This window comes from Mycobacterium sp. ACS1612, from assembly GCF_001667505.1.
Lineage (GTDB): Bacteria > Actinomycetota > Actinomycetes > Mycobacteriales > Mycobacteriaceae > Mycobacterium.
In genome coordinates this window covers 192533-206884 of record NZ_LZHZ01000051.1, presented here as the reverse complement: position 1 = coordinate 206884, position 14352 = coordinate 192533, and the positions used below count along the sequence as shown (strand labels likewise).

Genomic DNA, 14352 nt, shown 5'->3' with positions numbered 1-14352 from the left:
CATCCCCACCCATGACTCGAACATATGTTCGACCTTTAAGGAAACTCGAGTGCCGAACCGAAGAAAACTCTAAGAAACAGGCGCTCCATCAAACTGGTTGCGGCGCTACGACATCGAGCTGATCTAATCGTCGGAGTAGTCGACGCCGAGCCAGCGCCGCGGCCGCATCCGGATGACGATGGAAGTCGGCGTCAGGTTCTGGTCGGTGAACTGGTTGCCAGCATCCTCGCCGAGATAGCGGATTGCGATCGGGCGGACGTCGGCATCGCTCGCGGCGTCGATGCCGGTGATGTCGCCCTCGGCGGTGACGTATTCATACGGCGGCTGCTCGTCTTGCACGGTGATCGAGAATCGGCCCGCGTCTCGCAACAGTCGGTGCTTGAGGGTGCCGGAATCGGTCCACAGCAGCACCTCGCCACCGGGGTGGTAGCCGTACCAGATCGGCACACTCAGCGGTGCACGGCCCGGCCGCTCCACCGCGATCACGCCCACACGATCTTCAGCCAGGAATTTCTCGCGATCCTCCGGGGTCATCGTCGCCATGTAACGAGGCAACCGATGAGTCGAGCGTCACATTCCCCGTCACACCATCAGCCCGCCGACGGCGACGAGGGCCACCCCCAACGCGAGGACGACCCATGCCCACGCGGCGGTGAGCGGCACGTCGGTGAGCATCGGTCCGTCCGGAGCCGTCGGATACGCATCGTCGACCACGACCGAAGGCTATGCATCTGCAGGACAACTGATAAGCATTCAAATCAGAGTGGATGCAACCATCGGATAAGTTGAACCAGTGGCCCAGGACGAGGTCGAGGTCGAACCTGACTATCGCTTCACGCTGGCCAACGAACGCACTTTCCTGGCGTGGCAGCGCACCGCGCTGGGTCTGCTGGCCGCCGCCGTGGCGATCGTCCAGTTGGTTCCCGAATTGTCGATCGCCGGCGCCCGTCACGTGCTCGGAATCTTCTTGGCGTTGCTGGCAATACTCACCGCGGGCATGGGCATCGTGCGCTGGCGACAAGTCGATCGCGCCATGCGCCGCGACCAACCACTGCCGCGCCACCCGACACCCATGTATCTCGGCATCGGGCTGTTGTTGATCGGTCTTCTCACGGTCGGCTTGGTCATCGTCGAGGCAGCCAGTTGACGACCAACAGCGAGACCCAACCCCAACGAACCAGCCTGGCGTGGTCGCGAACGTCGTTGGCGGTCCTGGCCAATGGTCTTCTGTTGTCGCTCAAGGAAACCCGCAGCGGGATGCACATCGCGGCGGCCGCTGCCGCGGCCCTGCTCGCCGTCGCCACCTACCTGATCGGCGTTCGACGCCAGCGGATTCTGGCTTCGCGCCCACTTCCCGACCGGATCTCACCCCAGCGCGAGGTCTACCTGACCGGCGCCGCCGTTCTCGCACTGATCCTGATCAGCGGTGCGGCGCTTGCGGTTTGAGCGCTACTTCCTTGCCGCTTTGGCAACCATGTCGTTGGCGATCGTCGCCGCCTCATCCTTGACGCTGTAGCCGCACGCCCACGCTTCGACGGTGACATTCGAGACCACCGACAACGCGTGCTGGCAGGCCCACCCGTTGGCCTCCTCCTGCGCGGTCATCTGGGTGATCAGACTGTCCTCGGACGTCACCTCGTCGATCTGCCACAGGTACGCGGCCGAGAGGTCGTCCACCGAAACCGAGTAGCCCGCGCAGTTCTGCCATGTCGACGTCGACTCGTCGAAGAACTTCTGCGCCTTCTCCGCCGTGGGGTAGAGCACCACCGTCTGCTCCACCCAGTGTTCGTTGTCCTCGCCGGGTTCGCGTGCCACCTGATCGCGCATGGCGGTCCAGCCGCTGCCGGCATACACCGGTTCTTCCGCGCCGTAGATCGCGCCGAGGCAATCGGGATCGGACACCTCAGCGGAGTGGTCGGTCATGTCCTGCAGCTCGCTGGTGACCCTCATCTGGGTCGAACCCATGATGCCGTTGAGTTCGCCAATCGAGAGCAGCACGTCGGCGAGCTTCGCCTCGGTCAGCGGCTGCACGTCCACGGGCGCGGCGTGCTGCGCGCGCACCGCCGTTCCTGACACCGTGTTCATGCACCCGGAGAGCAGCGCCGACGCCGCGATGGCGGTCGCGACCGCGCATGCCCTGCTAGCCGAGCGGAGGAAGATCACCGCGCTATTGTCACCGACCGGAAGCCGACGCGTCGGCTGGCTGTCATCTCCTGCTAGCCGCCGATCTTCTGCAGCATCAGGTTCGCGACGCCGACGGCTCCTGCCGCGTCACCGCCGGTGAGGTTGGATGGGTTCGTAACCTCCACGTCCACAACACAATCCGATGCGACGCCGAGCGCCCGCTGCACCGTCGAGCCGTCGTTGTGTAACACGACCGCCGACACGATCCTGTCGGCCACCGAGACATCGGTGATCCTGCTGACTCCGTCGGCGCCGTGTTCGGGCTGATGCAGCACCAGCGTCTGGCCGTTGCAGCGGTGCCATTTGTCGGCCGTCGCGGCCAGGAAGGCTTGGGCGTCGACGACGGAGTCGAACTTCACCGCACCGAAGAAACCCGAGTACGTCGGGCCGTTCTGGTCGCCGCCGATCCACGACTGGCTCGCCACGGACTGCACCGGGCTCGCCTTGTACGCCACCTTTTCCAGCCGGTAGCCGGCGCTGACGCAGTCGACCGGCATCGCCTCCGATTCGCCGACGCTCTGCAGCAACAGATCGGGGCCACCGTTGACCACCTGGCCCAGGAAGCCTGGGCTGCCGAGGATGGTGGCCAGTTCGTCCACGGTGGGCAGCGCCTGGGTGAGCGGCCGCGACGGTGATGGCTTGGCGGCCTCGGCGATGTGAACGGTCGGTGGGGCGTCGGCCGGGGTGGACGAACAACCCGCAAGCAAGGCGCACGCGCTCAACGCCACGAAAACGGGCCGGGTTGAGCGCATGGCTACCTACTTCTTGGCCTTGTCGGCCGGGGCGTCGGTGGACAGCGCGGCGACGAACGCCTCCTGCGGCACCTCGACCCGGCCGATGGTCTTCATCCGTTTCTTGCCTTCTTTTTGTTTCTCCAGCAGCTTGCGCTTACGCGTGATGTCGCCGCCGTAACACTTCGATAGCACGTCTTTGCGGATTGCGCGGATGTTTTCGCGAGCAATGATCTTGGAACCGATCGCGGCCTGCACCGGAACCTCGAACTGCTGACGCGGAATCAGCTCCTTGAGTTTGGTGGTCATCTTGTTGCCGTAGGCGTATGCAGATTCCTTGTGCACGATCGCGCTGAACGCGTCGACCGCCTCACCCTGCAACAGAATGTCGACCTTCACCAGATCGGCTTCCTGCTCGCCTGCCTCCTCGTAGTCGAGGCTGGCGTAGCCGCGGGTGCGTGACTTCAACGCGTCGAAGAAGTCAAAGATGATCTCCCCCAACGGCATTGTGTAACGCAGCTCGACGCGCTCCGGCGACAGATAATCCATGCCGCCGAGTTCACCGCGGCGCGACTGGCACAGTTCCATGATCGTGCCGATGAATTCGCTCGGCGCGATGATCGTCGTCTTGACCACCGGCTCGTACACCGTGCGGATCTTTCCGTCGGGCCAATCCGAGGGGTTGGTGACGAGAAGCTCCTCGCCGTCCTCCTTCACGACCCGGTACACCACGTTCGGGGACGTGGAGATCAGGTCGAGATCGAATTCACGCTCGAGCCGCTCACGGGTGATCTCCATGTGCAGCAGGCCGAGGAAGCCGCTGCGGAACCCGAAGCCCAAGGCCACCGAGGTTTCCGGCTCGTAGGTCAGCGCGGCGTCGTTGAGTTGCAGCTTGTCCAGCGCATCGCGCAGGTCCGGGTAGTCGGAGCCGTCGACGGGATAGAGGCCCGAATACACCATCGGTCGCGGTTCGCGGTACCCGGTCAGCGGTTCGACGGCTCCGTTGCGCGCGGTCGTCACCGTGTCACCGACCTTCGACTGGCGCACGTCCTTCACGCCGGTGATCAGGTAGCCGACCTCCCCGACACCAAGGCCGGCGGCGGCCTTCGGTTCCGGTGAGACGATGCCGACTTCCAGCAGCTCATGGGTGGCGCCGGTGGACATCATCTTGATCCGCTCACGCGGGACGATCTTGCCGTCGACCACGCGGACGTAGGTGACCACGCCGCGGTACGTGTCGTAGACGGAGTCGAAGATCATCGCCCTGGTCGGCGCGTCGGGGTCACCGACCGGCTGCGGGACCTCGCGGACTACGTGGTCCAGCAGGTCGGCGACGCCTTCGCCGGTCTTACCCGAAACGCGCAGCACATCGGTCGGTTCGCAGCCGATGATGTGGGCCAGTTCGGCGGCGTAGCGCTCCGGGTCGGCGGCGGGCAGGTCGATCTTGTTGAGCACCGGGATGATGTGCAGGTCGCGGTCCAGCGCCAGGTAGAGGTTGGCCAGCGTCTGCGCTTCGATGCCTTGGGCCGCGTCGACCAGCAGCACCGCGCCCTCGCAGGCCTCCAGCGCGCGCGACACCTCGTAGGTGAAGTCGACGTGGCCCGGGGTGTCGATCAGGTGCAGGACGTAGTCGGTGTCATCGACCTTCCAGGGCAGCCTTACGTTTTGGGCCTTGATTGTGATGCCGCGTTCGCGCTCGATGTCCATCCGGTCGAGGTATTGCGCCCGCATCGACCGCTCGTCGACGACACCGGTGAGTTGCAGCATGCGGTCCGCCAGCGTCGACTTGCCGTGGTCGATATGGGCGATGATGCAGAAGTTCCGAATCTGCGCCGGCGCCGTGAATGTCTGGTCGGCGAAAGTGCTGATGGGAATCTCCTGCTGGCCGGTCGAATGTGCACTACCAGGGTATCGAGGCAAGGCCGTCTCGACACAATCGCGACGGGCAGCGGTCCCTTATGCTCGGAAATATGGCTCCGCCATGGAAAAACTTCCAGCAGACGGTTCAGCGGTTCGCGGAGAATCTCGTCTTCAACGAGGCGCCGAAGTTCATCCGCCAACAGCTGCAGTCCGGCATCCAGACCAGCATCAAGATCGGCATCGACGCGCTGTCCAACGCGGCCACCGAGGAGCGGCCCGCGATCACGGCAGGCCGACCGGTCACCAACACCAGCGTTCCGACCGCGCACCGGGCCCGCAAGCTGGTGTACGCCCCCGACCTCGACGGCCGCGCCGATCCCGGCGAGATCGTCTGGACGTGGGTGGTTTACGAGGACGACCCGACCCGCGGGAAGGACCGGCCGGTGCTGGTGGTGGGCCGCGACCGCTCGACGCTGCTCGGCCTGATGCTGTCCAGCCAGGACCATCACCGCAACGACCCGGAATGGGTCGGCATCGGCACCGGCCCCTGGGACTACGAAGGTCGCGCCAGCTGGGTGCGGTTGGACCGGGTGCTCGACGTGCCGGAGGAGGGCATCCGCCGCGAAGGCGCGATCCTGGATCGCGAGGTGTTCGAGGTGGTGGCCGCCCGGTTGCGCGCCGAGTATTCCTGGAGCTAGCGCGGATCGCGCCACATGGGGAACATGCTCGGCCCGCCGTCGGGCAGCTTGATCTCGCCGGTGACCTCGAAGCCGAACCGCGAGTAGTAGGGCACCAGATCCGGCTTGCTGGCCTCCAGATAGGCGGGCGCGGCCTCGGCGTCGCAGCGGTCAAGGCGCGAATGCATCAGCGCCTGGCCGAAGCCGGCGCCGCGGACCGTGGGGTCGCTTCCGATCAGCATCAAATACCAGTGCGGCTCGTCGGGATGGTGTTCCTCCATCAGGGTGACGACCTGTTCCATCCGCGCGCTGCGCCGGCCGAACGCCCGCACGAACCCCGGCACCATCGACAACTTCTCCCACCGCGAGTCCTTGCGCTGTCCTGGCGGATCCCACAGCGTCGCACCGCCGATCACGTCGTCGCGGCTGGCTACTTCAGACCCGCCGCGCGACAGAAAATGTCGGCGCGCCAACGTAGCGAAGCCGCGCGGCAACGCCTTCGCCCGTGCCTCGTTGTCGGGCACCATCCACATCGTCACCGGGTCGTCGTAGAACGCGCGCCCGAGCACACCTGCCGCGGCACGGACGTCGCGCCGCAGGAGTGGGCGGACGTCGACCGGCATTCAGCGACCCTGGGTGATGTAGGCCTGCAGATGCTGCTGCTCGGCCTCGAGTTCTTCCATCCGGTTCTTGACCACGTCGCCGATGCTGACGATGCCCGACAGCCGCCCATTGACGACGACAGGCACGTGCCGGACGCGATTTTCGGTCATCAGCGCGGTGAGGCTGTCGACCGAATCCTCCGGTGTGCAGGTGACTACGACCGTGGTCATGATGTCGGACACCGGCCGGTGCAAGATATCGGTGCCGAGTTCGTGCAGCTTGCGCACGACGTCGCGCTCCGACACGATGCCGACCAACCCGTCCTGCGACATCACGACCATCGCGCCGATGTTGTGCACTGTCAGCTCGGTGAGCAGACCGGCGACCGACGTTTCCGGGGTGATCGTCGCCACCGACGCCCCCTTGGTCCGCAACACGTCCGCGATACGCATCGAAGCCTCCACTCGTGACCTAATTCACAGGTTAAGGCGGACAGCGCGGCTTCGAAAGCAAATCCGGGTTGCAACCGGATCACGTCCATGGCGGGCGGGCTGCCGCCAAAAGCGCCGAAACGGTATTCCAGCACGGAAAGTGCGAGTAGAACCGTGCTGGAATACCGTTTCGGCGTGAGTCGTTAGGACAGGCCATGACAAGTGCCAACACCGTGCCCACAGTCGAATTGGGTGATGGATTAACTGTCAGTGCGATCGGATTCGGCGCGATGGCGCTGACCCCGGTATACGGAGAAGTCGACGACGCAGAGTCGCTTGCCACGCTGAATCGCACCGTCGACTTGGGCGTCACGTTCATCGACACCGCCAACATCTACGGCGGCGGTAACAACGAGAAGCTGATCTCCAAGCTGCTCGCAAAGCGCCGCGACGAGGTGACGCTGGCGACCAAGTTCGGCATCCAGGGCAATCCCGCCGAGCGCGCCGCGGGCGAGATCGGCGTACGTGGCGACGCGGCGTACGTCCGGCAGGCTATCGATGAGAGCCTGCAGCGGTTGCAGACCGACGTCGTCGACCTCTACTACATGCACCGCCGCGACGTGAGTGTGCCGATCGAGGAAACCGTCGGCGCCATGGCCGAATTGGTGGCCGCAGGCAAGGTCCGCCACCTCGGACTGTCCGAGGTCACCGCCGACGAACTGCGCGCTGCGGTCGCGGTGCATCCGATCGCCGCGGTGCAGAGCGAGTGGTCGATCTGGAGTCGCGACGTCGAACGCAACGTCGTGCCTGCGGCCGCGGAACTCGGCGTCGGGTTCGTTCCGTATTCGCCGCTGGGGCGCGGCTTCCTGACCGGGACCGTGCGCTCGGCGGCCGACCTGTCGTCGCCGAACGACTTCCGCAAGACCATGCCGAGATTCAGCGGGGACGCACTGGACGCCAACCTGGCCGTCGTCGAGGTGGTCAGGTCGATCGCCGAACAACAGGGCGCGACGGCGGCTCAGGTCGCGCTGGCGTGGCTGCGGTATCGCGCGCAGGCCCTCGGCGTGGCGTCGGTGCCGATCCCTGGCACGCGTCGGGCCGAGCGCGTCGAGGAGAACCTCGGCTCGCTGAGTGTTGAACTGACCCCCGAGCAGCTGACGGCGTTGGACGCCGCGGGCGCGGCGGTGTCGGGAAATCGGTTCGCCGACATGAGCTTCGTGTCGGGCGGCAGGGAGTAGTCAGTCCGGTTGCGGCCGCGTCACCCGAAGCGCGATCGACGCGTCGTCGAATTGCGCGGCCTGCGCGCTGATCCTGCTGATCTCGCTCGGCCGCTTGAGCAGTCCGCGCACGGCGATGGTGGCCACTTGCTCACCGACCCGGATCGCCTCGTCGGCGCGGTCGGTCTGATCGGTGTGCAGTCGGGTGCGCTTCTGCGCGCCTTCGTCGAAGTTCAGCAGCAGGCCTGCCGTTTCCTCGCGGTCGCAATCGATGAACTTGCCCTCGCTGATCGCGGCCCCGATCAGGTCGACCACCCAGTTCTTCAGCCGCTCGTAATCCGTCCAGAACTGGTGGAATTCAGCGCGCTGATCGTGTGCGATGCGCTGAATTTCGTTGAAGTCGATCGGCGACAACGCCAACTGCATGGTGTCGAACCGCAGCAGCCGGTACAGCTTGACCGCCGGCGGCCCAGACCCGGCCCCGACCTCGGCGATGAACTTCAACGGCGTCCGATTCACCAGCAGCGCCTCTCCCAACAGCTGCTCTTTGTTGCGGAACCAGTAGTACAGCGACGACTGCTGCAGCCCCGACGCGCGCGCGATATCGCTCATAGTCGTTTGGGCGTAGCCCTTTTCGGAGAACAGCTTGGTGGCCGCGTTGACGATGTCGCTGCGAGGTGACGTTGTCGGCGCGGTGGCGGCGTTGTTGCGTGGTCTTCCGATGGCGGTGAGTTTAGCCAAGCGGGGCCTGTTCGCTGTGCGCACGCTCGACCACGTCGCGCGCCGCGTCGACCACGTCGCGCCACAGTTCCAGACCCATCGACTTGGATGCCCGCGACGGATGCCCGGTCACCCCATTGGTCGAGACGTGCTGCACGCCGTAACGGAACACCGTGCCCTCGGTGCGGTCGGGATCATCGGCGTTGCGCACCCTGTCGGTGTCGACGAGTTCCGGGCGCAGCACCAGCATCAGTGAGGTCTCGGCGGCGTTGGCGTGCCAGTCCACCGCGTCTTCGGTCGCCCGTCGCGCGATGTCCGGAGTCAGGTCCCACCACTGCATGACACCGACGCGCACATCGGGAAACTCGCGCCGGAAGCGGTCGCATGCGATCCACAGCGGGGCCGCGTTACCGACGTGGCCGTTGACGAACAGCACTCGCCGGAAACCGGAGTCCACACATGCCTCCGCCACCCGGAAGGCCGTCGCCGCGGTCTCCTCACCAGAGAACCCGACCGTGCCCGGCATCCGGGTGCCGTGAAAGAAGCTGGCGCCGAACGCAAGCGGCGGCAGGACCACCGCCACCCGCCCCGCCGCAGCATCGGCGAGCGCGGCCGCGACGATGGTGTCGGTGCCGACCGGCAGGTGCGGGCCGTGTTGCTCGGTGGCGCCGACAGGAATCAGCGCGACACACTCCGGGTCGGCCGCCAGACGAGCGGCCAACTGCGCCGACGTCAACTCATCCCACATATGCGTCATGGTCACCAGAACCTCAGATAGCGATCCGTCTCCCACGACGAAACGTGCGCGCTGTAGCTGTCCCATTCGGCGCGCTTCTCGGCGACGAACGAGTCGAACATTGCGTCCCCGAACACGTTGCGCACCAGCGGGTCGGCCTCGAGCGCGTCGATCGCCTCACCGAGCGAGCGTGGCAGCCAACCGATGCCACGCGCCGCCAAGTCGGGTTCGGTGAGCCGGTAGAGGTTGTCCCGGTTGGGCTCACCGGGATCGAGACCCTCCCGAATGCCTTCGAGCCCGGCCGCCAACATCAGCGCACCGCCCAGGTAGGGATTGTTGGCGCTGTCGGCGGCGCGGCATTCGACGCGTCCGCCGGCCCTCGGGATGCGCAACATGTTCGTCCGGTTGTTATCGCCGTAGCAGGCGAACACCGGCGCCCAGGTCAAACCCGACATGCTGCCCTGCTTGACCAGTCGCTTGTAACTGTTGACGGTCGGCGCGATGACCGCACAGATGGCGTCGGCGTGCCGCAACACACCCGCGATGAACTGGTAGCCGAGCGCGGACAATCCGCAACCGCGCGGATCATCCTCGGCGGCAAACAGATTCACCCCGGCCGAGTCGGCGAGCGACATGTTGTAGTGCGCGCCGCTTCCGGTGCGGTCGGCGAACGGTTTGGGCATCCACGACGCGAACAGGCCGTACTTGCGGGCGATCTCGCCGACCATCATCCGGAAGAACACCAACCGGTCGGCCATGGACACCACGTTGGTGTACGTGAAGTCGGTCTCGAACTGGCCGTTGCCGTCTTCGTGGTCGAACGAGTAAACGTCCCAGCCCAATTCGTTCATCGCGGAGACGATCTCGTCGACTACCGGATAGTTGTGCAGCATGGTGCGCAGGTCGTAGCAGGGCTTGTCGAGGTTGTCGTCGGGGCTGGCGGGGCCGGGCTTCTCGGTATCGGTGAGCAGGAAGAACTCTGTCTCGATGCCGAGGTTGAACGTGTATCCCAGCGTCGCCGCATCGGCGGTGACGCGTTTGAGGATCTGTCTGCTGCACGCTTCGAACGGGTTGTCGCCGATCCACAGATCGCCTGGGAACCAGGCGACCTCGCGGTTGAACGGCATGATGATCGGCTGTGCGAGGTCGGGGTGCGGGGCGACCTCGTCGTCGTTGACGTCTTGCGGCACGCCGTCGAGCGCGGCGCCGGTGAACATCTCGGAACCCAGTGCCGCCTGGGTGAGGTGGCCGAGCGGCACCATCTTGCACTTCGGTTTCCCGTGCATGTCGACGAAGCTGATCGCCGCGTACTTGACGCCCTTGGCTGCGAGTTCGTGCGCGACGTCAGAGGCGGTGCTGGCGCTTTGGCCGTTCAGTGTGGTGGTCATGGGCATCCTGCCGTAGCGAGAGTCGTTGTGGGATTGAGGAGTCCGAGTTCACGGCCGAGGTAGCGGTAGAACTCCCACAACGGCCGCTCGAGATGCGACAGGCGGCCCGTGCTGGTGACGCCTGCCCGCACGGCGCGCTGTACCGCGGCGCAGACGTCGAGGTCTTCACGGTGGATGTCGCAGATCAACTTGACCAACTCGCTGCGGCGCGCCTCGACATCGGGTGCGGCCAGCGAGGCCGGTGACATGCAGATGTCGAGTTGTAGTTCGATCTTGCCAGCACCGAGCGGAAGTACCTTGAGCCAGTACATGTATGCCGGTCCCATCGCGATCTGCAGCAGTGGGTAGCCGATGAAGATCAGCGACCGGTCTTTGTGCTGCGCGGTCAACGTGTCCGCGCCCGGCGACAGGAACGGCGGATCCGCGGGATACTCGGGCTTCTGCTGCGACCACATCGTGGTGAAGTAGTCCCCGACTTCACCGGTGAAGCTCAGCGACGCCGGAAACCGCTCCTCGAGGGATCCGCGGTGTGGACCCATGTGGTGGTAGCACTCCATGAAGTTGTCCACCATGATCTTCCAGTCCCAGTCGCAGACTCCCCAGTCGGTCTGCTCGACGGTCTGGTAGTTCTCCAGGTCGTACGGGTCGACGATGGCGTCCAGCGCGGCGTACTGGCTGGCCAGTGAATCCGCCTTGCCGTCGAAGTTCACCATCACGAAGCCCTTCCACACTTCGTGGCGGAACTTCCTGAGCGGATAGTCATTTCGGTCGAAGCCGGGTGACTTCTTCATCTCGGGTGCGCCTGCGAGGTGGCCGTCCAGCCCGAACGACCACAGGTGGTACGGGCACTGCAGCACGTTGGCTTCCCCAGCGCCGCTGCACACCTCCATCCAGCGGTGCGTGCAGTTGCGCGACAGCACCCGGATCTCGGAGTGCCGATCGCGGGTGACGACCAGCGGGACGCCAAGGACGTCGATGCTGTAGTAGCTGCCTGGTGTGGCCACCTGCTCGACACGACACAAGGGGATCCACCCGCGCTTGAAGATGCGGTCCACTTCGGCGGCGTAGAGCTCGTCGCTGACGTAGGCCTCGGGTGGCAGGGTGACCGCCTCATCGGGTGACTCCACAGCACAGGTGGCCGTCAGGCGGGAGTAGTCGAATGTCATGGCCCGACGCTATGGGCGCTCTGTTGCGGCCCCGTTTCCGAGCCGTAAATGACCTATTGAAACTCTTCGAGACCTGAGGTGGCTGCTCACAAGGATTTTTCAGCACGCTCTTCAATACAGTATTGAAACCAACGTTTCGACTTTCTGACGCGCCTGAAAGCGGTAGGAATGACAGCATGATCGAGGTCACGCTGCTCGGCACCGGAAGTCCGATTCCCGACGCCAGGCGCGCCGGGCCGTCCACGCTGGTGCGGGCGGGCGGGCAGACGTTTCTGGTCGACTGCGGCCGCGGTGTGCAGCAACGGATGACGGCCGCCGGCATCGGCGCGAACGGGTTGACAGCGCTGCTGCTGACGCATCTGCACAGCGATCACATCGCCGACCTCGGTGACCTGTTGATCACCCGCTGGATCTCGACGTTTGATCCAAATCCGGTGCCGTTCCCCATCATCGGGCCGCCCGGCACGGCCGAGGTGGTCGACGCGACGCTCAAGGCGTTCGGTTTCGACATCGGCTACCGGATCGCGCACCACGCCGATCTGACGTCGCCACCCGCCGTCGAGGTGCACGAGCACACCGACGGCATGGTGTGGGATCGCGACGTCGTGACGATCCGGGTGGCGCCCACCGACCACCGGCCCGTCGCCCCGACCATCGGATTCCGCGTCGAACACGGCGGCGCGTCGGTGGTGCTGGCCGGCGATACTGTTCCGTGCGAGAGTCTCGATGCGCTCGCTTCAGGGGCTGGCGGCTTGGTGCACACCGTGATTCGGCACGACCTGATCGAGAAGCTGCCGATGCAACGCATCCGCGACATCTGCGATTACCACTCGTCTGTCGAACAGGCTGCGGCCACCGCTGCGCGCGCCGGCGTCGGCATCCTGATCCTCACTCACTACGTGCCCGCCATCCAACCCGGTCAGGAGGACGACTGGCGCGCGCTGGCGGCCAGCGAGTTCGACCGGCAGATCGAATTGGGTGACGACTTGCACCGGGTCGAGATTCACCCGGGAGTGTGCACCAAATCGGCCAGCTGATCGGCGGAGGCCGCAACGCTGTTGATGTCGGTTTCGGTCAGTGGTCGTCCCCGTGCGATCAGCACGACGTGTTGTATTCCGAGGCGTCCGAGGGCGCGACATCTTTCAGTGAGGTCGTCGACGCCCTCACCCTCCTCGAGCGCCGTGGTCACCGTGCGCTCGATCTGCTCAGGGGGCCTACCGACGTCTGCGCAGTGCCGGTCGAGCACGTCTAACTGGTTGCGGATCGCGGCGCCACCGTCGGGCAGGTCGAACAGATTGCACGCGTCGCCGTATTCGGCGACCAACCGCAGCGTGCGGCGCTGTCCGGTGCCGCCGATCAGCACCGGTGGTCGCGTCACCGGCCGCGGACTGCCGACGGGATGCTCGAGCACCGAATACCTGCCGCGGAAAGCGGATTCGTCGCCGTCCCACATCTGCCGCGCCAGCCGCAGCAACTCCGTCATGCGGTCGAACCGCTCGGCGGTGTCGGGCAGGAACAGTCCCATCGCGCGGGCTTCGTCGGCGTTGTAGCCCGCGCCGAGGCCCAGCCACGCCCGACCTGCCGACAGCGCGTCGAGTGTGGTGACGGCCTTAATCAGCAATGCGGGCGCGCGGAACGTCGCGGCAGTGACCATGGCGCCGAGGCGGATCCGCGATGTGACCGCAGCGAGGTAACCGAGCGTCGTGTACGCCTCGAGCATCGGTTCGTCGAGTCGGCTGGCCGGGTCGGCCTGCAGCAGGTGGTCGGGCACCCATAGCGTGTCGACAGCCGTGTCGTCCAGGGCGTCGGCGAGCGTTCGCAGGTGGTCGTCGATCCGGTCGGACCACGAGTAATTCGTCACGCTCACACTGAGTTTCATGATCGGGCCACCGCCTGCTGCTTGTTGGCCCTGCGCAACGGCAGCATCGCGCCTGCCACGATCAGCCACAGAAGGCCGGTGAACCGGGCGACCGGCAACAGCGGCGACAGCCGCTCCCAGATCAGGACCAGCGTGGCGAGTTCGGCGAGCGCCGCGATGGCCAAACCTGTCAGCGCGACGCCCCGCGGCAGCAGGGCGACGACCAGGCCGGGCACCGCGATACCCGCGATCAGCAGGCCGAGTGCGACCACATGCCACGCGCCGCCGGTCAGATACGTCAGGTAGTACAGCGCGCGCGTCAACGCAGGCTCGGAGGTGACCTCCGGCCGCGACAGGGTCCACACCAGCAGACCCGACAGCCCGAGTCCGGTCGACGCCAACAGTCCGCCCGCCAACGCGATCGTCGCCCCCGGCGCGGTGATGCCGAGTTGGCGCAGTCGCGCACTCGCGGTGGCGGCATAGATAGCCAGTGGGATCGACGACCCGAACGTGCCGACGGCGATCGCGACCGCCGCGGCATGGTTGGCCATGACGTAGTCCTGGATTTCGGCGGCCGAACCGTAGGGCAGCGGCATCACACCGCCGGCGAGCACGACGCCGACGACCAGACCCGCCAGCAGCAGGCCCAGCGAGATCGCCGCGAGCGGGGCGAGCGGCGGGCCCGCCTGCGTCGGCCGCGCATTCGTATTCGGAGATGAATCGTTCATAATGTGAACGGTATGCCTGATCTTGATGCGAGACAAGGGCTGTCATCGATTCG

Annotated in this window: 17 protein-coding genes and 1 pseudogene; 5 read left to right on the top strand and 13 right to left on the bottom strand. The window is 65.7% G+C overall.

All coding sequences use genetic code 11. The features are described 5' to 3' along the window. Nucleotides 1–123 precede the first annotated feature (123 nt). Both A5724_RS21025 and A5724_RS34955 read right to left on the bottom strand, forming a co-directional pair. Nucleotides 124–543 carry a pyridoxamine 5'-phosphate oxidase family protein gene (locus tag A5724_RS21025; protein WP_197518733.1) on the bottom strand — a complete coding sequence of 140 codons (420 nt, stop codon included), beginning with the start codon at nt 541–543 and terminating at the stop codon, nt 124–126. Nucleotides 544–582: 39 nt separating this feature from the next. Next, a complete protein-coding gene (locus A5724_RS34955; protein ID WP_255397286.1) occupies nt 583–714 on the bottom strand; it encodes a hypothetical protein in 132 nt (43 codons plus the stop codon). 79 nt (nt 715–793) lie between these two features. Between A5724_RS34955 and A5724_RS21020 the strand changes: the two genes are divergently transcribed. Both A5724_RS21020 and A5724_RS21015 read left to right on the top strand, forming a co-directional pair. Continuing rightward, entirely contained in the window at nt 794–1147 is a 354-nt protein-coding gene (locus A5724_RS21020; protein WP_067806489.1) for a YidH family protein, read from the top strand. Continuing rightward, nucleotides 1144–1446, top strand: coding sequence for a DUF202 domain-containing protein (locus tag A5724_RS21015; protein WP_067806487.1), 303 nt, complete (start codon nt 1144–1146; stop codon nt 1444–1446). The genes A5724_RS21020 and A5724_RS21015 overlap by 4 nt, the downstream gene beginning before the upstream one ends. 3 nt (nt 1447–1449) lie before the next feature. On the opposite strand, the gene A5724_RS21010 is transcribed toward A5724_RS21015, so the two are convergent. The 3 genes and pseudogenes from A5724_RS21010 to lepA form a co-directional block, all read right to left on the bottom strand. Then, nucleotides 1450–2163 carry a sensor domain-containing protein gene (locus A5724_RS21010; RefSeq protein ID WP_232004916.1) on the bottom strand — a complete coding sequence of 238 codons (714 nt, stop codon included), beginning with the start codon at nt 2161–2163 and terminating at the stop codon, nt 1450–1452. A 53-nt stretch (nt 2164–2216) separates the two neighbouring features. Then, nucleotides 2217–2936 carry a sensor domain-containing protein gene (locus A5724_RS21005; protein ID WP_067806485.1) on the bottom strand — a complete coding sequence of 240 codons (720 nt, stop codon included), beginning with the start codon at nt 2934–2936 and terminating at the stop codon, nt 2217–2219. 6 nt (nt 2937–2942) lie between these two features. After that, nucleotides 2943–4885, bottom strand: a pseudogene (gene lepA / locus A5724_RS21000) (translation elongation factor 4). Between lepA and A5724_RS20995 the strand changes: the two are divergent. Next, entirely contained in the window at nt 4874–5473 is a 600-nt protein-coding gene (locus A5724_RS20995; RefSeq protein WP_067806476.1) for a type II toxin-antitoxin system PemK/MazF family toxin, read from the top strand. The pseudogene lepA and the gene A5724_RS20995 sit on opposite strands and share 12 nt — an antisense overlap. Here the strand turns inward: A5724_RS20995 and A5724_RS20990 are convergent. After that, complete coding sequence (locus A5724_RS20990; protein WP_067806473.1) at nt 5470–6075, bottom strand: GNAT family N-acetyltransferase; 606 nt, start codon at nt 6073–6075, stop codon at nt 5470–5472. The two genes, A5724_RS20995 and A5724_RS20990, sit on opposite strands and share 4 nt — an antisense overlap. Continuing rightward, nucleotides 6076–6507, bottom strand: a complete 432-nt coding sequence (locus tag A5724_RS20985) for a CBS domain-containing protein (RefSeq protein ID WP_067806572.1) — start codon at nt 6505–6507, stop codon at nt 6076–6078. It abuts the gene before it with no gap. Between the two features lie 194 nt (nt 6508–6701). On the opposite strand from A5724_RS20985, the gene A5724_RS20980 reads away from it, so the two are divergent. Further along, a complete protein-coding gene (locus A5724_RS20980) occupies nt 6702–7724 on the top strand; it encodes an aldo/keto reductase (RefSeq protein WP_067806469.1) in 1023 nt (340 codons plus the stop codon). Here the strand turns inward: A5724_RS20980 and A5724_RS20975 are convergent, their stop codons facing one another. From A5724_RS20975 to A5724_RS20960, 4 genes are read right to left on the bottom strand one after another with little or no spacing between them, the layout of a single operon-like run. Then, nucleotides 7725–8444: a TetR/AcrR family transcriptional regulator gene (locus A5724_RS20975; protein WP_232004915.1), complete on the bottom strand. Its 720-nt coding sequence runs from the start codon at nt 8442–8444 to the stop codon at nt 7725–7727. Next, nucleotides 8437–9180, bottom strand: coding sequence for a creatininase family protein (locus A5724_RS20970; RefSeq protein WP_067806463.1), 744 nt, complete (start codon nt 9178–9180; stop codon nt 8437–8439). The genes A5724_RS20975 and A5724_RS20970 overlap by 8 nt, the downstream gene beginning before the upstream one ends. Nucleotides 9181–9182: 2 nt before the next feature. Then, nucleotides 9183–10547 (bottom strand): type III glutamate--ammonia ligase, encoded by a 1365-nt coding sequence (glnT, locus tag A5724_RS20965; RefSeq protein ID WP_067806460.1) that lies wholly within the window; start codon nt 10545–10547, stop codon nt 9183–9185. Further along, a complete protein-coding gene (locus tag A5724_RS20960; protein ID WP_067806457.1) occupies nt 10544–11713 on the bottom strand; it encodes an aromatic ring-hydroxylating dioxygenase subunit alpha in 1170 nt (389 codons plus the stop codon). Before A5724_RS20960 ends, glnT begins: the two co-directional genes overlap by 4 nt. Nucleotides 11714–11889: 176 nt before the next feature. Here A5724_RS20960 and A5724_RS20955 point away from each other — a divergent pair, with 176 nt between their 5' ends. Continuing rightward, nucleotides 11890–12750 (top strand): ribonuclease Z, encoded by an 861-nt coding sequence (locus A5724_RS20955; RefSeq protein ID WP_067806450.1) that lies wholly within the window; start codon nt 11890–11892, stop codon nt 12748–12750. On the opposite strand, the gene A5724_RS20950 is transcribed toward A5724_RS20955, so the two are convergent. Further along, nucleotides 12717–13592 (bottom strand): TIGR03560 family F420-dependent LLM class oxidoreductase, encoded by an 876-nt coding sequence (locus A5724_RS20950; protein WP_067806448.1) that lies wholly within the window; start codon nt 13590–13592, stop codon nt 12717–12719. The two genes, A5724_RS20955 and A5724_RS20950, sit on opposite strands and share 34 nt — an antisense overlap. After that, entirely contained in the window at nt 13589–14299 is a 711-nt protein-coding gene (locus A5724_RS20945; RefSeq protein ID WP_197518732.1) for a hypothetical protein, read from the bottom strand. Before A5724_RS20945 ends, A5724_RS20950 begins: the two co-directional genes overlap by 4 nt. Between the last annotated feature and the right edge of the window lie 53 nt (nt 14300–14352).

Bases quoted from the DNA above. Each gene is read 5' to 3' on its own strand.
- A5724_RS21025 (WP_197518733.1), bottom strand. From the start codon at position 543: ATGGCGACGATGACCCCGGAGGATCGCGAGAAATTCCTGGCTGAAGAT.
- A5724_RS20970 (WP_067806463.1), bottom strand. From the start codon at position 9,180: ATGACGCATATGTGGGATGAGTTGACGTCGGCGCAGTTGGCCGCTCGT.
- A5724_RS21005 (WP_067806485.1), bottom strand. From the start codon at position 2,936: ATGCGCTCAACCCGGCCCGTTTTCGTGGCGTTGAGCGCGTGCGCCTTG.
- A5724_RS20945 (WP_197518732.1), bottom strand. From the start codon at position 14,299: ATGAACGATTCATCTCCGAATACGAATGCGCGGCCGACGCAGGCGGGC.
- A5724_RS20995 (WP_067806476.1), top strand. From the start codon at position 4,874: ATGCTCGGAAATATGGCTCCGCCATGGAAAAACTTCCAGCAGACGGTT.
- A5724_RS20955 (WP_067806450.1), top strand. From the start codon at position 11,890: ATGATCGAGGTCACGCTGCTCGGCACCGGAAGTCCGATTCCCGACGCC.
- A5724_RS20990 (WP_067806473.1), bottom strand. From the start codon at position 6,075: ATGCCGGTCGACGTCCGCCCACTCCTGCGGCGCGACGTCCGTGCCGCG.
- A5724_RS20950 (WP_067806448.1), bottom strand. From the start codon at position 13,592: ATGAAACTCAGTGTGAGCGTGACGAATTACTCGTGGTCCGACCGGATC.
- A5724_RS20960 (WP_067806457.1), bottom strand. From the start codon at position 11,713: ATGACATTCGACTACTCCCGCCTGACGGCCACCTGTGCTGTGGAGTCA.
- glnT (WP_067806460.1), bottom strand. From the start codon at position 10,547: ATGACCACCACACTGAACGGCCAAAGCGCCAGCACCGCCTCTGACGTC.
- A5724_RS20985 (WP_067806572.1), bottom strand. From the start codon at position 6,507: ATGCGTATCGCGGACGTGTTGCGGACCAAGGGGGCGTCGGTGGCGACG.
- A5724_RS20980 (WP_067806469.1), top strand. From the start codon at position 6,702: ATGACAAGTGCCAACACCGTGCCCACAGTCGAATTGGGTGATGGATTA.